The 17,364-nt window shown below is 60.2% G+C and carries 21 protein-coding genes; 8 read left to right on the top strand and 13 right to left on the bottom strand.

The genetic code is table 11. The annotated features are described in order from the left end of the window. The first annotated feature begins 86 nt into the window (after positions 1–86). The gene (locus IV89_RS11760) at positions 87–1,460 is read left to right on the top strand and encodes an MATE family efflux transporter (protein WP_037943804.1); all 1,374 of its coding nucleotides are present in this window, start codon (positions 87–89) and stop codon (positions 1,458–1,460) included. 24 nt (positions 1,461–1,484) lie between these two features. On the opposite strand, the gene IV89_RS11755 is transcribed toward IV89_RS11760, so the two are convergent. Both IV89_RS11755 and IV89_RS11750 read right to left on the bottom strand, forming a co-directional pair. After that, positions 1,485–1,880, bottom strand: coding sequence for a hypothetical protein (locus tag IV89_RS11755; RefSeq protein WP_005852384.1), 396 nt, complete (start codon positions 1,878–1,880; stop codon positions 1,485–1,487). A 22-nt stretch (positions 1,881–1,902) separates the two neighbouring features. Continuing rightward, entirely contained in the window at positions 1,903–3,105 is a 1,203-nt protein-coding gene (locus IV89_RS11750; RefSeq protein WP_037943807.1) for a pyridoxal phosphate-dependent aminotransferase, read from the bottom strand. Positions 3,106–3,194: 89 nt separating this feature from the next. Between IV89_RS11750 and IV89_RS11745 the strand changes: the two genes are divergently transcribed. From IV89_RS11745 to IV89_RS11735, 3 genes are all read left to right on the top strand, one after another. Further along, positions 3,195–3,593 carry a helix-turn-helix domain-containing protein gene (locus IV89_RS11745; protein WP_005852388.1) on the top strand — a complete coding sequence of 133 codons (399 nt, stop codon included), beginning with the start codon at positions 3,195–3,197 and terminating at the stop codon, positions 3,591–3,593. Further along, positions 3,586–3,852 (top strand): succinate dehydrogenase assembly factor 2, encoded by a 267-nt coding sequence (locus tag IV89_RS11740; RefSeq protein WP_037943808.1) that lies wholly within the window; start codon positions 3,586–3,588, stop codon positions 3,850–3,852. The genes IV89_RS11745 and IV89_RS11740 overlap by 8 nt, the downstream gene beginning before the upstream one ends. A gap of 112 nt (positions 3,853–3,964) precedes the next feature. Next, entirely contained in the window at positions 3,965–4,465 is a 501-nt protein-coding gene (locus IV89_RS11735) for a winged helix DNA-binding protein (RefSeq protein ID WP_037943810.1), read from the top strand. On the opposite strand, the gene IV89_RS11730 is transcribed toward IV89_RS11735, so the two are convergent. From IV89_RS11730 to IV89_RS11710, 5 genes are all read right to left on the bottom strand, one after another. Continuing rightward, positions 4,459–5,187: a DUF1194 domain-containing protein gene (locus IV89_RS11730; RefSeq protein WP_037943813.1), complete on the bottom strand. Its 729-nt coding sequence runs from the start codon at positions 5,185–5,187 to the stop codon at positions 4,459–4,461. The two genes, IV89_RS11735 and IV89_RS11730, sit on opposite strands and share 7 nt — an antisense overlap. Further along, positions 5,184–5,894: a DUF1194 domain-containing protein gene (locus tag IV89_RS11725; RefSeq protein WP_037943815.1), complete on the bottom strand. Its 711-nt coding sequence runs from the start codon at positions 5,892–5,894 to the stop codon at positions 5,184–5,186. The genes IV89_RS11730 and IV89_RS11725 overlap by 4 nt, the downstream gene beginning before the upstream one ends. A 4-nt stretch (positions 5,895–5,898) precedes the next feature. After that, positions 5,899–6,333 (bottom strand): VOC family protein, encoded by a 435-nt coding sequence (locus IV89_RS11720; protein ID WP_005852400.1) that lies wholly within the window; start codon positions 6,331–6,333, stop codon positions 5,899–5,901. A 68-nt stretch (positions 6,334–6,401) separates the two neighbouring features. Next, the gene (locus IV89_RS11715) at positions 6,402–7,673 is read right to left on the bottom strand and encodes a hypothetical protein (RefSeq protein WP_235183765.1); all 1,272 of its coding nucleotides are present in this window, start codon (positions 7,671–7,673) and stop codon (positions 6,402–6,404) included. Between the two features lie 126 nt (positions 7,674–7,799). After that, positions 7,800–8,765, bottom strand: coding sequence for a hypothetical protein (locus IV89_RS11710; protein ID WP_037943819.1), 966 nt, complete (start codon positions 8,763–8,765; stop codon positions 7,800–7,802). 201 nt (positions 8,766–8,966) lie between these two features. Here IV89_RS11710 and thyX point away from each other — a divergent pair, with 201 nt between their 5' ends. The 3 genes from thyX (at position 8,967) to IV89_RS11695 (ending at position 11,903) form a co-directional block, all read left to right on the top strand. Beyond that, positions 8,967–9,887: an FAD-dependent thymidylate synthase gene (gene thyX / locus IV89_RS11705; RefSeq protein WP_037943821.1), complete on the top strand. Its 921-nt coding sequence runs from the start codon at positions 8,967–8,969 to the stop codon at positions 9,885–9,887. Continuing rightward, a complete protein-coding gene (locus IV89_RS11700; protein ID WP_146152947.1) occupies positions 9,884–11,134 on the top strand; it encodes a hypothetical protein in 1,251 nt (416 codons plus the stop codon). The genes thyX and IV89_RS11700 overlap by 4 nt, the downstream gene beginning before the upstream one ends. Positions 11,135–11,609: 475 nt before the next feature. After that, a complete protein-coding gene (locus IV89_RS11695) occupies positions 11,610–11,903 on the top strand; it encodes a hypothetical protein (RefSeq protein WP_235183766.1) in 294 nt (97 codons plus the stop codon). 70 nt (positions 11,904–11,973) lie between these two features. On the opposite strand, the gene IV89_RS11690 is transcribed toward IV89_RS11695, so the two are convergent. After that, positions 11,974–12,180: a cold-shock protein gene (locus tag IV89_RS11690; RefSeq protein WP_005852411.1), complete on the bottom strand. Its 207-nt coding sequence runs from the start codon at positions 12,178–12,180 to the stop codon at positions 11,974–11,976. A 155-nt stretch (positions 12,181–12,335) separates the two neighbouring features. Between IV89_RS11690 and IV89_RS11685 the strand changes: the two genes are divergently transcribed. Beyond that, positions 12,336–12,656, top strand: a complete 321-nt coding sequence (locus IV89_RS11685) for an ArsC/Spx/MgsR family protein (RefSeq protein ID WP_037943823.1) — start codon at positions 12,336–12,338, stop codon at positions 12,654–12,656. Positions 12,657–12,659: 3 nt separating this feature from the next. On the opposite strand, the gene IV89_RS11680 is transcribed toward IV89_RS11685, so the two are convergent. The 5 genes from IV89_RS11680 to thrS form a co-directional block, all read right to left on the bottom strand. Next, on the bottom strand, positions 12,660–13,190 hold the full coding sequence (locus IV89_RS11680; protein ID WP_037943824.1) for a DoxX family protein: 531 nt from the start codon (positions 13,188–13,190) through the stop codon (positions 12,660–12,662). A 1-nt stretch (position 13,191) separates the two neighbouring features. Beyond that, a complete protein-coding gene (locus IV89_RS11675; RefSeq protein ID WP_037943826.1) occupies positions 13,192–13,941 on the bottom strand; it encodes a DNA-binding domain-containing protein in 750 nt (249 codons plus the stop codon). Further along, positions 13,938–14,786: a DUF692 domain-containing protein gene (locus tag IV89_RS11670; protein WP_009826553.1), complete on the bottom strand. Its 849-nt coding sequence runs from the start codon at positions 14,784–14,786 to the stop codon at positions 13,938–13,940. Before IV89_RS11670 ends, IV89_RS11675 begins: the two co-directional genes overlap by 4 nt. Positions 14,787–14,877: 91 nt before the next feature. Continuing rightward, a complete protein-coding gene (locus tag IV89_RS11665) occupies positions 14,878–15,180 on the bottom strand; it encodes a DUF2282 domain-containing protein (protein WP_005852422.1) in 303 nt (100 codons plus the stop codon). A gap of 220 nt (positions 15,181–15,400) precedes the next feature. Further along, complete coding sequence (gene thrS / locus IV89_RS11660; RefSeq protein WP_009826554.1) at positions 15,401–17,350, bottom strand: threonine--tRNA ligase; 1,950 nt, start codon at positions 17,348–17,350, stop codon at positions 15,401–15,403. Positions 17,351–17,364: the final 14 nt, after the last annotated feature.

Genomic DNA, 17,364 nt, shown 5'->3' with positions numbered 1-17,364 from the left:
CCCGCCCGACCACGCAAACCGCCGCGCTGCCTTCCCCTAGGTCATCGGCTCTTCCCCTTGCGGGCGGGGCGGCGTAGGAAAGGCGCATGACACAGCAAATGACATATCCGGGCCACGCCCGAGCCATCACCGTGATGGGGCTTCCGCTTGTAGGCGGGCATCTGGGGCAGATCGCGATCGGGGTCTCCGACACGGTCATGGCGGGCTGGTACAGCGTCGAAGCGCTGGCCGCTGTTACCCTCGCCAGCACCTATTTCTTCGTGCTGCTGATCTTCGGGTCGGGCTTTGCATGGGGCGTGATGCCGCTGGTCGCGGCCTTTGACGCCGAGGGCGACGAGGTCGGCCTGCGCCGCGCCACCCGTATGGGCATGTGGCTGTCGATGGGCTTTGCCGTGCTGGCGCTGCCGCTGATGATCTGGTCGCGGCCGATCATGGCGTTGATGGGGCAGGATCAGGCGCTGGCCGATATGGTGGACGGCTATCTGTTCATCGCTGCTTGGGGCATCTTCCCCGCGCTGATGGTCATGGTGCTGAAAAGCTACCTCGCCGCGCTGGAACGCACACAGGTCGTGCTGTGGATCACGCTGCTGGCGGGCGTCGCGAATGTGCTGGCCAATTATGCGTTCATCTTCGGCAACTGGGGCGCGCCAGAGCTTGGCGTGCGCGGTGCGGCCATCGCCTCTGTCACGTCGCACAGCGTGTCGCTGGTCGCCGTGGTGATCTACGTGCTCTGGAAAATGCCGCAACACCAGATGTTTGTCCGCCTCTGGCGCCCCGATTGGGAGATGTTGGCCCGTGTTTTCCGCCTTGGCCTGCCCATCGGCTTCACAGGGCTCAGCGAGGTCGGGCTCTTTGCCGCCAGCGCCGTCATGATGGGGTGGCTGGGCACCGTGGCGCTGGCCGCCCACGGCATCGCGCTGCAACTGGCATCAATCACCTTCATGGTGCACCTTGGTATCAGCAACGTGGCTACGATCCGCGCAGGCAATGCCTATGGCCGCCGCGATCCGGCGCATCTGGCGCGTGGCGCGATCACCGCGACGGTGATGTCGGCGCTGGTCGCAGTGTTGACGATCTTTGTCTTCGTGATGTGGCCCGAACCGCTGATCAACCTGTTCATGCAACGTGACGAACCCGCGCGCGACCAGATCCTTGTGATCGGGGTGGGGCTGCTGGCGATGGCGTCACTGTTCCAGCTTGTCGATGGCGCGCAGGCCGTGGCCTTGGGCATTCTGCGCGGAGTGCAGGACACCACAGTGCCGATGCTCCTTGCGGGCTTCAGCTATTGGATCGTGGGCATGCCCGCGTCGTATCTGCTGGGCTTTGTCTTTGATCTTGACGGGGTCGGCGTCTGGCTTGGGCTGGTCTTTGGCCTTGGCGTGGCAGCGATCCTGCTGAACGCGCGCTTCTGGGGCAGCGTGCTGAAACGTCTGGGGCCAACAGACCCCGCAGCCGCGTAACACCACCTGCTGACTGGCAGCCGCCTAGGGCAGCCGGTCGGCTTTCTTGCGTACCAACGTGCTGCGCAGATCATGCATCGCCAACAGCAGCGCGTCCGTGACAGCATCAAGCTGGTCGTCCGTGGCCTTTGATTGCACCCACTGCGTTGTCAGGTTCAGATAATCCACCGCACGGTGGATATCGTCGATGTCGCGCTGCGCCAGCACCTGTGCGCGCTCGGTCATCCACTGGCGGATACGCTCCAGATCGCCGTCCGACAGCACGCGATCGCCTTGGGGTTTGATCTCGCCGTTGCGGATGTTCACAACGGCGATCTGGTCCATCTCGATCCGCCGCTGGCGGTTCTCTGCATCCACGCGAAACACCGCCGCGCCATTCTCGCGCACGCGAAAGTAATACTCTGGCAGGTCGCTCGCCATGGGGGCTCCTTTACGGTCTGGCTTAGCTCAGCGCGGCGCAGAACTGCTGCAAACGGGTGCAGGCTTCTTTCAGCGCCTCGTCCGAGGTGGCATAGCTGATGCGGAAGTTCGGGCTCAGGCCAAAGGCCGCGCCAAAGACGACGGCAACGCCGGTGTCTTCCAGCAGCGCCGTGGCGAAAACCTCGTCATCGGTGATGGTGACGCCCGACGGGGTGGTCTTGCCGATCAGCCCCGCGATGGACGGATAGACATAGAACGCGCCCTCGGGCTTGGGGCAGACGATGCCGTCGATCTCGCTCAGCATATCCACCACCAGATTGCGACGGCGGGTGAACATCTTGTTGTTCTCGGCGATGTAATCCTGCGTGCCGTTCAACGCCTCCACCGCGGCCCACTGGCTGACGGTGCAGGGGTTCGACGTGGATTGCGACTGCACCTTGCGCATCGCCCCGATCAGCTTTTCCGGCCCCGCGGCATAGCCGATGCGCCAGCCGGTCATGGCATAGGCTTTGGACACACCGTTGACCGTCAACGTGCGGTCATACAGCGCGGGCTCCACCTGCGCGGGGGTGCAGAACTTGAAATCATCATAGGCCAGATGTTCATACATATCATCGGTCATCACCCAGACATGGGGGTGACGCATCAGCACATCGGTCAACGCCTTCAGCTCATCCCAGCTATAGCCCGCGCCTGTGGGGTTCGAGGGCGAGTTGAAGATGAACCATTTCGTGTTGGGCGTGATCGCCTCTTCCAACGCCTCTGGGGTCAGCTTGAAATCATTCGCCAGCGTCGCGGGGGCAATCACCGGCGTGCCACCGGCCAGCAGCACCATGTCGGGGTAGCTGACCCAATAGGGCGCAGGGATCACGACCTCTTCGCCGGGGTTCATCGTGGCCATCAGCGCGTTGTACAGGATCTGCTTGCCACCCGTGCCGACGCTGACCTGAGACGGCGTATAGTCCAGCCCATTGTCACGCTTGAACTTGGCGCAAATCGCCTGCTTCAGCTCGGGGATGCCGTCTACGGCGGTATATTTCGTCTTGCCCGCGGTGATCGCGGCGATACCGGCGTCCTTGATGTTCTGCGGCGTGTCGAAATCCGGCTCTCCGGCACCCAGCCCGATCACATCCTTGCCTGCGGCCTTCAGCTCGGCAGCTTTTTGGGTCACGGCGATGGTGGGCGACGGTTTTACGCGCGCAAGGGTCTTGGACAGCAGTTCCATTTCGGCCTCAGTTTGATATGTGTGCAGCACCCTCATAGGGCGCACCCCCGCACCGATCAAGCCAGATCGGTCCAAACAGGAGAGACGCAATGGCCGAGAACGAAGACTGGTACGCATCCGACGTGGCAACCTTTGGCGACCGGGTCGCCGCCGCGCGCGAGAACGCGGATATGACGCAAGCCGCGCTCGCCAAGCGGTTGGGGATCAAGCAATCCACCCTGCGCGGCTGGGAAGACGACCTGTCCGAACCCCGCGCCAACCGCCTGTCCACGCTCGCCGGGGTCCTGGGCGTGTCGATGATGTGGCTGATCAACGGCGAGGGCGAAGGTATCGACGCTCCCGATGACACAGCCGCCACCGACGCCAATATCAAAGAAGCATTGATCGAACTGCGCGACATGCGCGCCGATCTGTTGAAACGGGCCGAACAAATGGGCCGTCTCGAAAAGAAACTACGCCGGATTTTCAAAGGGAACACCCATGGCTGAGCTGCACGAACACAAGGTCAAACGTCTGCATATGCGCTCCATGCGGCGAGGTATTAAGGAAATGGATCTCATTTTACCTTCTTATGCCGCAACCCGTCTCGCGACGATGGATGATGCGGCATTGTCGCTCTATGACGACATGCTGAGCGAGAATGATCACGATCTTTATCAATGGGTTACGGGGCAAACACCTGCGCCCGAACCCTTTACCGCGCTGATCGCGGACATCCAGATTCATCTGGCGGCAAACCCGCTTTAGGCGCGGTTTCCCCTGCGGATGTCGGCCCCCGCGCGCCGACATCCGTCCGGTTTAACGATATATTTTATTTTTATCTTCAGCTTCCGCCCCAATCGCAATGTCGGAGTTGAATATGAGTATCCAAAACCCCATCCCCATCCCCCCGTCAGAGGCGGGATTCATGCAAAGCTACCTCGATGCGCTCGGGCTGGTCGAACGGCTGCACCGCCTGTTGCTGGACGTGATCAAGGATGAATTCGAACGCGTCGGCGTACTGGACATCAACGCCGTGCAGGCGCTGCTGCTGTTCAACATCGGCGACAATGAAGTCACCGCCGGAGAGTTGAAAAGCCGCGGCTACTATCAGGGCAGCAACGTCAGCTATAACCTGAAAAAACTGGTGGACATGGGCTATATGCACCACCAGCGCTGCCAGATCGACCGCCGCTCGGTGCGGGTGCGGCTGACCGGCAAGGGGCGTCACATCAGCGGCGTCGTGTCAGACCTGTTTGGTCGCCACGCCAGCGGGCTGATGCACAAGGGCGCGCTGGGCGCATCGGGCATGGATGACATCACCCGGGCGCTCAAACGGATGGAACGCTACTGGACGGACCAGATCCGCTATATCTACTGACCGCGCAGGGCGGGCGGGGCAGGCGGGGCTTCGTCAGCCAGTTGCGCCAGCGACAGCACCGCCAGCTCGCGCAGCAGCTTGATGGTCATGGCGGATTGATAGGCGTCAAACCCAGCGGCGGGCAGGGCAAAGGCACCGGGGCCGGTGATCACCTCTGCCATGAAATACCCCGTCAGCGTGCTGTCCTCCTCCGCCGCTTCGACCACCAGCGCGTTCACCGTCAGATCACGCCCGGCAAGCTGTCGTTTCACGTCACGGGGGCGGGGCCCAAGGTTGGATATCCCGTCGCCCGAGATATCAAGCGTGTGCTTCAAACATGCGGGCCGCTGCGCCAGATAAGCCGCCCCGGCCGCCACCGCCACGCCAAGCGCGGTGCCGGGCGACGCGGCCGCGCGCTCCACCTGTCGCAGCCCGTCGATCAGCTCTTGCAGGGCGGCGGCATCACGGATCGACCGCCACGGGGCAATAACGCGCTGGTCTGTCGGGCCGCTCCATTCATAGACCAACAGGGACACCGGTGCCTCTGGTGCCGACAGGATCGCCGCGCGCACCGCCGGATCGTCCAGGGCCCCGGCAACCCCGTCCAATTGCAAGCGGTACTCCCGCGCATCGACGGACCCCGACACATCCAGCCCCAAGGCCAGGGCCTGCCGACACTCCGCCACGCCAGCCGACGCCCAAAGCGTTGCGCCAACAAGGGCCGCAACCCCGGCGCGGATCATCCCGCGTCCTCGACCACGGGCAGGCTGCCAATCGCAGGGGGTGTCAGCTCGCGTTCCAGCTTGATCCGCATGGCGCGTTCAAAATCCTCGAACCCGTTGGCGATCACCAGAAACGCACCGGGGCCGTGCAAAACCTCGCGTTTGTAAAAGGCGATCAGCCCCGTCTCGGCCTCGAAATCGGCGGCATTCACCACCAGCCCGTTAACCGTCACATCGTCAAAATCAAACGACCGATAGGCCAGCGGCGGGCCAAAACCTTCGTTATTCTGACCATCCCCCGCCAGATCAATTGTCTTGTATAAACAACGCGGTGCCCGCGCCATGACCGCCGCACCAAACCCCAGCGCATAGCCCATGGCCGTGGGGAAATCATTATGACTGCGCTGGCTGCCTGCCACCACGCCCGCCGCGCGCGTCAGATCGTCGGGCGAGTCTATCATCTGCCAGTCCAGCACCATCTGCTGGTTATAGCGCCCCGACCATTCATAGACGGCCAGCGCCACCGGCAGATCGCTGGCGAAAAACGCCCGCCGCACCGGGTCTGACAGCAACGCGGCGGTGGTGCCGCCACGCTGCAAACGGTCCTCGACCGCATCAACCGAACTGGACACATCCATCGCCAGCAGCAGCGCCAGCCGACACTCCGCCGCCGCAAGGGCCGCGGGTGCAACGCCCAGCGCAGTGGCAAGGAAGGCCGCCCGGATCATCGGCTTACCAATGGCCGGTGTTTTCCATGCTGGCCCAGGGTTCCTGCGGCTCCAGCCGGTCCCCTTCTTGCAGCAATTCGACCGACACATTGTCGGGCGACCGGATGAACGCCATATACCCGTCGCGCGGAGGACGGTTGATCGTGATCCCGTTCTCTTGCAGCATCTTGCAGGTTTCATAAATGTTTTCAACGGTATAGGCGAGGTGCCCGAAATGACGGCTGTCATCGGGCAGCGCATCATCGCCGTCCCAGTTATAGGTTAGCTCCACATCCGCATGACCGTCGTCCTGCCCGGGAGGGCACATGAAAATCAGCGAAAACCGCCCATCCTCATTGTCGATCCGGCGGCGCTCTTTCAGGCCCAGCAGCTCGTAGAAGGCTTGCGATTTCTCCAGATCCTTGACGCGCACCATCGTGTGCAAATATTTGATCGGCATGGGTTGGCTCCTTTGCTTTCGTCTTCGACCTGCAGGGTAGCACGGCTGGCGGCGGTTGCCAGCGCATGTCAGAATTTTGACTGAAATCCCAATGAGACGGAAAACTCGCTCGTTTCGAACCGGCTGACATTGGATCGCGTCCGTCCGGCGCGTAAAGTCACACTGGGCGCAAACCCCGCATAGTCCACATCAGGTAACATGATGTTAACGTCCGCATAGGTTGCGTAGTCTTGCTTGCCACCGGGGACATCGAAAACCGCAAAATAGGTGTCATAGTCGGTTTTTCCCAAGGTTAATCCCGCGTTCACAACCGCCGGACCGATTTGATCGGCGAAGCTATAGCTTAACCGTAGAGATGCGGCTTGCGAGGCATAGTTAACGAAGTCGCTGTCGGTCTCGCGTAGATTGACGGAAACGCCGATACCATCACCCCAAGCGAGCTTGTGTTGGGACCCTACAATCAGGGACACGGTGTTACTGTCAAAGTAACTAATTCGTTCACTAAACCGTTTTTCTAGCGTCGCGCCCATGGAAACCGAAGTCGAAGCAGACAGCTGCCAGCGGCGACCGACGCCAACACGCATGAATGAATAGCTGCGGTCGCCTCCCGACCAGTATTCGCCAAGCGATCCGGTTACATCGGCGCTTCCGCCCGCCGCGCCGACCGCGAAGGACTGCCGAAGTGAAACATCTGCATAGGTTGCTCCGAAATCACTGTTACGTGCTTCAGGTGCCAAATCATGCGACCCGCTATCAAGCGCCACACGTTGTACAAACAGGCGACCCGAAAGATCCGTCCGCGTCTTTTGAGTGCTCCGCAAACGGTACCCGACGACCGCGTCGACGGTACCGACGATACCCGATAGGGCCTGCGCCGATCCGCTGAGCCGCCCGGTAAACGGCAAGCCGTCGATCACCTGCTGTGCGGTGTCAGCACCATTGTTGACATTGCTAGAGGGCTTCACCCCGCCTGTTATAGAAAAGCGAAACGGATTCTCACGCCGCACACGGGCATAGTCACGCGCAAGCTGCTCTTCTATTTCCGGGGTAGGGGCGTTTTGAACGGCACGTCTAAGCCAAAGCTGAGTGAGGGTCGGGTGCCCTTCTGCAAAGGTCAGCCGTGCTGCCAGTTCCGCGGCCTGAAACTTCTGTACCCTGGTGTCTGCATAGCGGTACGCTCGCGCCGCAGACTTTCGCCCATCCGTTCCGTGCCCCATATCTGCATGGGCTGTGGCCAGAACATAATGCGCATACGCCGAATGCGGGTCCGCGATCAGCAACCCTTGCGCGATCTGCGACGCCAGAGCAGGGCGTTCACCCTTCAGCGCATGGACCGCCAATGATCGGGCCTCTGGCAGGGACAACGCGACCGACTGCTCTGCCGCGACAGAGCCACTGTTCAGCAGGCAGAGCCCGGCCACTGCACAGCCGATGGCGCAATTGGCGAAAGACACGATACAGCCGCTCTATCGCTCGGGCTGATCGCAGATCGCGTCTTCACCGGGTTGGCCGCATTGGGTCAGGACAAACGCGCCATACTCGATCGGTGTGCCCGATCCGCCCAGCGCAATGTGGTTCTCGGCGTGGATCACACCAGCAACTTCCGTGGCACCCGTGCCCCCGAAAATACCGCCGTATTCGCCGACCGCGTTGTTAGACTGTGACGCGGTCCCGAAGAAAGAGCCGTCGTCCGCGATGCCAGTGCTGTCCAGCGCGATGTTCTGCGCCTCGAAAGGGGTGGCGGAGTTGGGATCGTAGGTGCCGCCTGTATCAAAGTCGGTCACCTTGCGATCATAGATGATCCCTGCAACCGCCGCGTCGGTGAAGTCGCCGGTCAGAACCACTTTGCCCGTCACTTCGGCGGCCTGACGCGACAGGGGGTCGGGGTCAGTCCCGTCTGCAACCGGTGCCAGATCTTCCCCGGACCCGGCTCCGTTCAGCAACCCGATGTAATTCCCCGCATAGGTCACCAGCCCGCCCTCGGATTGCGTGCCCGGTGCGACCGGCGCTGAATACGAGGTGTTGGAATATCCTGCGCCCGAAAAGACCTGCTCGAATTGCCCGCCCGTCATCACCACAGCGGCGCGGGTGCCATCGATGTCCTTCACATACGCGGTGACGTGGCGGTCCAGCGATCCGTCCTGCGCGGTGTAGGCTTCATATCCGTTGCGGTCCAAGCCGGGGCGGCGGCGATAATTGGCGGTGAACTCGCTATCATCTGCGGTGATACCCGTGATCGACAGCGTCTGGGACGCCGGGTCATAACTAAAGCTCTTGAGGTCGTTCGCCAGTTCTTCGGGGATGGCACTGGCACCCGTGCTCCCGTCAGTACCCGTGCCCGTATCTGCCTCTGTCTCGCCGTTAAACGGCGTGCCACTGCCACATGCTGCCAAAAATGCGCACAGCGCCAGCGCTGATGTCCCGAATTTCATAACTGTCTGCCTCGAAAATTTCTTGTTGATTGCCGCGACAGTCGCCAATCGCGCGCCCTGCTGTCAACGCTCCACCTTGCCTCGCGTGCATTTGCCGACAAAGTGCTACCCAAAAACAATACTGCATATGGCGGTTCCGGTGGCCTGCTGCCGCAGATATAGTAGACCCCGAATCCACGCCCATATGACAGGACGCCCCCCATGCCGATCAGCCCCGACCAACAAGCCGAAATCGACGCTCTGCGGGCAGAGCCGAAACAGACCCTGCGCACCGTCTCCGAAGGGATGGAGACCCATCTCTACAAGGCCATTCCCGTGCTCGACCACGGCTTTGTGCGCGTCATCGACTATATGGGCGACGATGCGGCGATCTGTCAGGCGGCCCGCGTCAGCTATGGGCGCGGTACGAAATCGGTGCAGAACGACGAAGGGCTGATCCGCTACCTGATGCGCCACTGGCACTCCACCCCCTTCGAGATGTGCGAGATCAAGCTCCACGTCAAACTACCCGTCTTTGTCGCGCGCCAGTGGATCCGCCACCGCACCGCCAACGTCAACGAATACTCCGCCCGCTATTCGATCCTGGACCGTGAATTCTACATCCCCGAGCCGTCCCATGTGAACGCTCAAAGCGTGGTGAACAATCAGGGCCGCGGCGGCGTTCTGGAAGGGGCAGAGGCCGCCCGTGTGCTCGAAATCCTCAAGTCCGACAGCAACCGCGCCTATGACAATTACGAGGCGATGATCGCCGAAACCGGCCCCGACGGAGAACCGCAGGACGGTCTGGCACGAGAGCTTGCGCGGATGAACCTGCCGTCGAACATCTACACACAATGGTACTGGAAGGTGGACCTGCACAACCTGTTCCACTTCCTGCGTCTGCGCGCCGATGCCCACGCCCAATACGAGATCCGCGTCTATGCCGATGCCATCTGCAACGTCGTCGCCGACTGGGTCCCCGCCGCCTACCGCGCCTTCGAGGATTACCGTCTAGGTGGCGCAACTATGTCCAATACAGCTCTTGAGTGTATCCGCCGGATGGTGAAGGGTGAGGAGGTCACGCAGGAGAATAGCGGTATGTCTAAAGGGGAATGGCGGGAGTTTATGGCGGTGATTGAGTGATAGAAGGAAATTATTTAGACCATCCGGTATGGGGGCAACTTTCTAAAGCAGATGAATTATTAGAAAGAGACCAGCATAATGAATTTTCGCTTAGCTTAATGAAGCTATTCCAGTACTTTCGGTGGATACTGGATAGTAGCGATCCGGCCTTTATTGCGCCTCAGGAACTGAACGCGCTGAACAAAGAGTTAGCTAATGCGCTGAGCACGCTTACGGGCGCGGAAATTAATAGGGCGACATACGACCAATGCTTTCAGCATTTGACACCTTCACTGGCGAAGTTTCCATATCCACGAATTAAAAGAATTTTTCGAAGTGAAGCGAATGACGCACTCAATAAGATCGAAGCTGACGCTCTACTTGTTCATGATAAGCTAGATGAACTCCAACTTATTGCGAAGGAATCGATTGAAAAAGCGGGCTCCGCGCGCGATGCCGCGGCTTTTACTCGGAAAGAGCTAGAACAAACCCAAAGCAAAATTCTAACTCTGATTGACCAGTTGCAGGCTCAAAATTCTGAAAATTTATCGCGTTTAGTTGCCGAGTTCAGAACTGAGTTCACCAACGAAAAAAACAGCCGAAGCGAAAGGTTTCAGGAAGAGATTAACATTCTTCGGGATGAAGTTTCCGCTCTTAAATCTGAAATTTCCGGACTGGAAAACAAAGCAGACCGAGAGCTTGGAAATATTCGCGAACAACAAGAAGAACGACTGGTCGCATACCAAAATATGGCGGCGGCAAAGTATGCCGAAATTGATAAGCTGTACCAAGAAGCGGGTCAGACAGTACTTGCCGGTGGATTTGCTCAAGCAGCTGTAGCTGAAAAAAACCGGTATGAGAGTGATGCTAAGTGGGCGAAAGGTTCCTTTGGGATCGCTGCTTTAGTGTTGGGTTTATTAGCGTTAACTGATCTTTTTCGAGGAGAGTTCACGTGGATCGAAGCCGTTTATAAGTTACCTATCTCTATAATTTTGGCAGCTCCAGGTGTGTATTTTGCGGGTTTAGCTTCCAAGCATCGGAAGGAATCCTATAGACTAAGGTCTTTAGGGCTGAGAATTGGTGCGTTCGACTCTTTTGTTAGAAGTGTCAAGGATGACGAAGCAACTAGGTTGAGGGCAAATGTTTCGCAACATTTCTTTGCTGATGTTGAGAGGCCAAATGTAGATGAAGGCGGTGACCTAATAAGTGATAGGTTTCTTGAGGCTTTCGGGAAAATTGCCGACAAATTACCTAGTGTTGGCAAATGATCCTTGAACTAATCTAGTCGCTACATTGGTATATAGGTTCTTATTCGGTATTTTGTTTCGCCCATGCCCAATCTCCGATTGGGCAGCGCCCGAACCGCCCCCACGGGGCGGGCGCTTCGCTTCCCACCCCTCGGTTCGGGCGCGGTGGTCCCTGTTTAGATCACCTCATACATCCCCAGCGAAATGCTTGCGCATTCCGCGTTCGAGACTTCGAACAGTCCACTGGACTGTTCAATCCGGCTTTGCCGGACCACGCCTCACACCAGCGAACGCACACCACCGCACGCCAGTCTAACCAAAAATAAACCAATAATAACAACAGGTTAAGTTACACATGGGTAACCCGAGCCCCGTTCCGCAGCCCGCGCCTCTGCCGTTACGCCGTACCAGCAACACACCCCTAGGGGGCAAAAAGGCTAGACTTGGCCGCTGACACTGGGCAAATTAAGGGAAATTGAAAATAACGAGGGATATTATGCGTCTAACAACAGGAATGATGGCCGGATTGGGTCTGATGGGCGCGGTTCTGCTGCCCGCGCAGGTCTCCGCAGAGCCCAAGATCTATGCCTACCCGTCCTCGGCCAACTATTGCCCCGCAGGGCTCCAGCCGATCACCATTTCCGGTGTCATCTGCTGCGGCACGCCGAACACCAGCACCAGCTACCAGCAGATGATGGCGCACCCCGCGCCCAAAAAGCACAAGGTGCGGCACTATACGCCGCGTCCCGTCACCTATTCCTGCGTGCCGGGGGAAAAGGGCTGCCGCTAAGCCGCAGCCCCGCGTGCCTTTGCCCGCATGACGACCAGAAAACCCGGTGTCCCTTGGGCATCGGGCTTTTTTACAGCAGTTCCAGATCCGTCGCCATCTGACGGCCATCGCGGCCCTCGGACATCTCGAAGGACACTTTCTGCTCGTCCGCCAGTCCGGTCAGCCCCGACCGTTCCACCGCAGAGATATGGACAAACACATCCGATCCGCCGCCCTCCGGCGCGATGAATCCGTATCCTTTGGTGGTGTTAAACCATTTGACTGTACCCGTTGGCATTTCTCAACGCTCCTCATTAATCGCTGTCACAGCGTCGAAAAATTGCTTTCGCCGCCTTACGCGGTAAAAGGTTGTTCACCCGCGCCGGAAATCAAGAAATTTCGCGCTGCCCGATTATCTTAGGACATATGAAACCCCAAAAAAGTGAGGTGAGAATGCTGATCTACGGTCTGAAAAACTGCGATACCTGCCGCAAGGCGATCAAGGCGCTGCCCGACGCGCAGCTGGTCGACGTGCGCAAGGACGGTGTCCCCGCCGACGTGCTGGCCCGCGCCCACGCGCAATTCGGCGCAGCACTGGTCAACACCCGCTCCACCACATGGCGCAGTCTGGACGACGCGGAACGCGGTGCCGATCCACTGGAATTGCTCGAGGCCCATCCCGCCTTGATGAAACGCCCCCTGATCGCGGTGGGGGAGGATCTGTTCCTCGGCTGGAACGACGCGACAGAGGAAAAGGTCAAAGCCGCGCAGTAACCCTCAGCGGCGGCGCGCCAGCAAGACGCGATCCAGCGCAACCGGCCCGCCGCCCTTGACCACCAGCACCACCAGCAGCAGCACCCAAAGCCCGCGCTGGTCCAGAATGGTCCCGTCCGGCAGACGGTCAAACCACTGGCCTAGCGCGCTCCATTGCCCGTGGCCGTATAGATCGGTGAGCGATTGCAACACCACAAAGCCGATCATCCCCAAGGCCGCAAACCGCGTGAACAGCCCCAGAACGATCAACGCGGGCAGCACGAACTCCGCCAGCGTCCCCGCATAGGCCACCAGCCCGTGCCACGCCGATAGTGCAGTCGCGTCATAGCCCGCCGCCTCGAACGCGCGGGGGAAGATCTGGACATAGGCACCGGTGCTCAGGGTGAACAGACCGTCAAGCTTGGTCACGCCAGAGGTAAAGAAATACTGCGTCAGCACCGCAGCGAACAGGAACCGCGCCAATGTGGGCAGCAGCCAGTCTTGCGCGGTGATCCAGTCGGTCGTGCGATCGTAAAGGGTGAGGGTCTTCAGCATCTTATCCGCCGTTCTTTGCGCAAAACGCGCCGGTTGCAAAGCACAGGCCCAAAGCCGCGCCAAGGTCGAAATCGGGGTGCGTGGCCAGCGCGGTGTCATGGGCCTGATCAAGCGTGGCACCCCCAGCCAAGGCGGCGAACCACGCGCCGCCGCCGGCGGGCAACAGATGCGGGGCGGGGTCAAAGTCGGGACGGGTGATCAACACGTCCTGCGCCTGCATCTGCGGCTTGGGAGCATCCGCCTGCATGTTGAACCGCCAGATGTCATACAGCGGCCAGTCAGAGCTGAGCAGCACCGTCGCGGGGGCGGGGGGCAGCTGCGCCTGCATCATCGCGTCGGGCGCAATCTGCTGGAAGGCGGCAAGGTCGAAGGGCGCGCTGTCGGCGGCGTGATAGGACCGGCGGAGTGCGAGGTCGAGACGGGCGCAATCGGGCAGGTAACCCATTTTTGACAAAGGCGGTTGTTCGGCAAGAAACTGCGGAAAATCAGCGCCATAGTGCATCATTAACGGAGAGCTCGGCGGATGCGCACGCACAAAGGCGGGGGCGATCTGGTCGAAGTTCTGCGTGCCCAGAATCTTGACCACCAAGGGAAAGGCGCTGTGCAGCGCGCCAATTAACGAATGGGTGACGTTGTTGCGGTAAACGTCATAGCGCGTGTCAGCGGGTGCGCCAGCGGCACCGCGCAGCCCTTCGGGGCGGTCCTGCGTCGGGTCCAGCAGGGGCGTCCGAAACCGGTGCAGCGTGGTCATCGGGCCAGCACATCCGCCGCGCGCTCTGCCTCGGCGCGCAGGGTTGGCCAATCGGGCACGTCATTGTCCCATTCCACCAGCACGGGCTTGGGGCCGGTGCGGTCCAGCGTATAGGCCAGCAGATCCCAGACGGGGTCGACCACGGGGCGGCTGTGGCTGTCGATCAGAAGCGGCTGGTTGAAACCGACGCTGTCTTCCTCGTGACCGCCGACGTGAAGCTCGCCCACGGCGTCTACCGGATAGGCGTCGATATAGTCGCGCGGGGAGAGGGCGAGGTTTTTCGCTGAAATGAAGACATTGTTGACATCCAGCAATAAACCACAGGAGGTCCGGTGGGTTAACTCGGCTAAAAAGTCAGTTTCAGACAAGGTGGATTCATCGAAGGCGAGGTAACTCGAAGGGTTTTCCAGCAGCATTTGACGGCCGATTGTGTCTTGCACCTGACTGATGTGATCGGCCACGCGGGACAGGGTGGCTTCGGTATAGGGGAGGGGCAGCAGGTCGTTCAGAAACTCGCTGTCATGGGTGGACCATGCAAGATGTTCAGAGAAACTGGCAGGGTTTGCCCAGTCACAGAGCTTTTTCAAACGGGCGAGGTGATCGCGGTCCAGTGGCATTTCGCCCCCGATGCTCAGGCCGACGCCGTGCACAGATAGGGCGAATTTTTCGGACAGGGCGCGCAGCTGTGCCAGTGGGCGGCCGCCATCGCCCATGTAATTCTCTGCATGGATTTCGATCCATTCAACTGGACCAGGATCGTCTTGCAGGTCTTTGAAATGCTGGGGTTTATAGCCGACGCCCGGGCTTGCGGGCAATGTGTCGAAACGGGTGGCACCGTCTGGCATAAGAGGCTCCCTATCCGAGGGGTCGTGTAAAGGGGCCTGCGCGGCGGCATGGGGCGTGCCGCGCAGGCGAAGGGTTTAGGCCGCTAAGGGCTTAGGCTGGCAGGTCGCGGTCCAGCGCTTCGAGGGAGCCCATACGCTCGGACCCGTCGGCCATTGCGGGCAGTTCCATGTCGGCGCAGGTGCCTGCGTCAACCAGTTTCCAGGCGTTGCCCTGGTAGTCGGTGACGGATGTGCCAGCGCATGTGGTGCCCGGGCCTGCGGCGCAGTCATTCTGACCGGCAAGCGCCACGCCGTAGCATTTTTCTTTCGACGCGGCGTTTGCTGCGGTCGAATGTGCGGACAGGGCAGCGGCAACTGCGCCTGCAACGGCGAGTGTTTTCATTGTGTTGGACATTGGTGTTTCCTCCTAAGGTTGGTTGCTTGTCGATAAGGACATTAAGCCGCGTGGGGTGCGACAAAGCTACTCACATCGGAGTGTGTCACGGAGGCGTCAGAAAATCGCCGGTTTTTTTGTAACAATTCGCGAGATTCCAGCGTTGGGAGGCGCAATTTTGAAACATAGTGACATGTTCGGGGCGCAAGTTCGTTGCGCCCCGAGGGGTTTGTTACAGTTTTTAGCCGCGTAAATCGGGCGGTGTGGCTTCGATGCCCAAGGCGTTCGCCACATCCGACAGCGCCTGAACCGAGGTCTGCTTTTCCCCCAGACGGCGGACGGACACGGTTTTCTCTTCGACTTCGCGCGCGCCGACTGCAAGGATCACCGGCACTTTGCCGACCGAATGCTCACGGACCTTGTAGTTGATCTTTTCGTTGCGGATGTCGGCTTCGGCGCGGACGCCTTGCGCCTTGAGCGTGGCCACGACCTCGTGCACGTAATCATCCGCCTCGGAGGTGATGGAGGCGACGACGACCTGACGCGGGGCGAGCCAGAAGGGCAGCTTGCCCGCGTGTTCTTCGATCAGGATGCCGATAAAGCGTTCGAACGACCCCAAGGTGGCGCGGTGCAGCATGACGGGGCGGTGTTTCGCGCCGTCCGATCCGATATAGGTCGCGTCCAGCCGTTCGGGCAGCACGAAGTCCACCTGATGGGTGCCGCATTGCCAGTCACGGCCGATGGCGTCGGTCAGCACAAATTCCAGTTTCGGGCCGTAGAACGCGCCTTCGCCGGGGTTGAGCGTGGGTTCGATGCCTGCCTTGCGGGTGGCCGACAGCAACGCCGCCTCGGCCTTGTCCCAGACCTCGTCCGAGCCGGAGCGTTTTTCGGGGCGGTCCGAGAATTTGACGCTGAAGTTTTCGAAGCCGAGGTCTTTGTAGATGCCCGACAGGAATTCGATGAACTTGGCGGTTTCGGCTTCGATCTGGTCTTCGGCGCAGAAAATATGGCCGTCATCCTGTGTGAAGCCGCGCACGCGCATGATCCCGTGCAGCGCGCCCGAGGGTTCATAGCGGTTGCACGATCCGAATTCGGCCATGCGCAGGGGCAGGTCGCGGTAGGATTTCAGACCCTGGTTAAAGATCTGCACGTGGCAGGGGCAGTTCATCGGTTTCAGCGCGTTGACCGATTTCTCGCGGGCGTGTTCCTCGTCCACTTCGACGATGAACATGTGGTCTTGGTATTTCTCCCAGTGGCCGGAGGCTTCCCAGAGTTTACGGTCCACGACCTGCGGTGTGTTCACCTCGACATAGCCGCCGGCGCGTTGCTTGCGGCGCATGTAGTCTTGCAGCTGGGTGTAGATCAGCCAGCCGTTGGCGTGCCAGAAGACCTGACCGGGGGCCTCTTCCTGCATGTGGTAAAGGTCCATCTCGCGGCCCAGCTTGCGGTGGTCGCGTTTGGCGGCCTCTTCCAGCATGTTCAGGTGGGCTTTCAGCTTTTCCTTGCCGGTGAAGGCCACGCCGTAGATGCGTTGCAGCATCGCGCGGTCGCTGTCGCCGCGCCAGTAGGCCCCCGCGATGGACATCAGTTTGAAGGCGTCGCCCGGCACTTGGCCGGTGTGTTGCAGGTGCGGCCCACGGCACAGGTCCTGCCAGTCGCCGTGCCAATACATGCGCAGCGGTTCGTCGCCGGGGATGCTGTTGATCAGCTCGACCTTATAGGGTTCGCCGTTGTCCTCGTAATGCTTGATCGCGCGCTCGCGGTCCCAGACCTCGGTCCGGACGGGGTCACGCTTGTTGATGATTTCCTTCATCTTCTTTTCGATCAGGCCAAGGTCTTCGGGGGTGAAGGATTCCTTGCGGTCAAAGTCATAGTACCAGCCGTCCTTGATGACGGGGCCGATGGTGACTTTTGTGTCGGGCCAAAGCTCTTGCACGGCGCGGGCCATGATGTGGGCGAGGTCGTGGCGCACCAGCTCGTTCGCTTGCGCTTCGTCGGCCATGGTGTGGATTGCGATGCTGGCGTCCGCGTTGATCGGCCATGCCAGATCGTAATGGGCACCGTCCACGGTGGCGCTGATTGCTTTCTTGCCAAGCGATTTGGAGATGTCGTTTGCCACGTCGCCCGCAGTGATACCTGCGTCGTACTGACGTGCGTTGCCATCGGGAAGGGTGAGGGTGATCTGGGCCATCTGGGCCTCCTCGT

This window comes from Sulfitobacter sp. CB2047, from assembly GCF_000735125.2.
GTDB lineage: Bacteria > Pseudomonadota > Alphaproteobacteria > Rhodobacterales > Rhodobacteraceae > Sulfitobacter > Sulfitobacter pontiacus.
Note: the sequence above shows the minus strand (reverse complement) of the source record. Positions and strands in the feature narration are given on the sequence as shown.

What these genes read in the sequence shown, in the direction of transcription:
- IV89_RS11710 (WP_037943819.1), bottom strand. Translation starts at nt 8,765, where the DNA reads ATGAAATTCGGGACATCAGCGCTGGCGCTGTGCGCATTTTTGGCAGCA.
- IV89_RS11750 (WP_037943807.1), bottom strand. Translation starts at nt 3,105, where the DNA reads ATGGAACTGCTGTCCAAGACCCTTGCGCGCGTAAAACCGTCGCCCACC.
- IV89_RS11735 (WP_037943810.1), top strand. Translation starts at nt 3,965, where the DNA reads ATGAGTATCCAAAACCCCATCCCCATCCCCCCGTCAGAGGCGGGATTC.
- IV89_RS11675 (WP_037943826.1), bottom strand. Translation starts at nt 13,941, where the DNA reads ATGACCACGCTGCACCGGTTTCGGACGCCCCTGCTGGACCCGACGCAG.
- IV89_RS11695 (WP_235183766.1), top strand. Translation starts at nt 11,610, where the DNA reads ATGCGTCTAACAACAGGAATGATGGCCGGATTGGGTCTGATGGGCGCG.
- IV89_RS11730 (WP_037943813.1), bottom strand. Translation starts at nt 5,187, where the DNA reads ATGATCCGCGCCGGGGTTGCGGCCCTTGTTGGCGCAACGCTTTGGGCG.
- IV89_RS11755 (WP_005852384.1), bottom strand. Translation starts at nt 1,880, where the DNA reads ATGGCGAGCGACCTGCCAGAGTATTACTTTCGCGTGCGCGAGAATGGC.
- IV89_RS11740 (WP_037943808.1), top strand. Translation starts at nt 3,586, where the DNA reads ATGGCTGAGCTGCACGAACACAAGGTCAAACGTCTGCATATGCGCTCC.
- thrS (WP_009826554.1), bottom strand. Translation starts at nt 17,350, where the DNA reads ATGGCCCAGATCACCCTCACCCTTCCCGATGGCAACGCACGTCAGTAC.
- IV89_RS11670 (WP_009826553.1), bottom strand. Translation starts at nt 14,786, where the DNA reads ATGCCAGACGGTGCCACCCGTTTCGACACATTGCCCGCAAGCCCGGGC.
- IV89_RS11665 (WP_005852422.1), bottom strand. Translation starts at nt 15,180, where the DNA reads ATGTCCAACACAATGAAAACACTCGCCGTTGCAGGCGCAGTTGCCGCT.
- IV89_RS11745 (WP_005852388.1), top strand. Translation starts at nt 3,195, where the DNA reads ATGGCCGAGAACGAAGACTGGTACGCATCCGACGTGGCAACCTTTGGC.
- IV89_RS11685 (WP_037943823.1), top strand. Translation starts at nt 12,336, where the DNA reads ATGCTGATCTACGGTCTGAAAAACTGCGATACCTGCCGCAAGGCGATC.
- thyX (WP_037943821.1), top strand. Translation starts at nt 8,967, where the DNA reads ATGCCGATCAGCCCCGACCAACAAGCCGAAATCGACGCTCTGCGGGCA.
- IV89_RS11760 (WP_037943804.1), top strand. Translation starts at nt 87, where the DNA reads ATGACACAGCAAATGACATATCCGGGCCACGCCCGAGCCATCACCGTG.
- IV89_RS11725 (WP_037943815.1), bottom strand. Translation starts at nt 5,894, where the DNA reads ATGATCCGGGCGGCCTTCCTTGCCACTGCGCTGGGCGTTGCACCCGCG.
- IV89_RS11690 (WP_005852411.1), bottom strand. Translation starts at nt 12,180, where the DNA reads ATGCCAACGGGTACAGTCAAATGGTTTAACACCACCAAAGGATACGGA.
- IV89_RS11680 (WP_037943824.1), bottom strand. Translation starts at nt 13,190, where the DNA reads ATGCTGAAGACCCTCACCCTTTACGATCGCACGACCGACTGGATCACC.
- IV89_RS11720 (WP_005852400.1), bottom strand. Translation starts at nt 6,333, where the DNA reads ATGCCGATCAAATATTTGCACACGATGGTGCGCGTCAAGGATCTGGAG.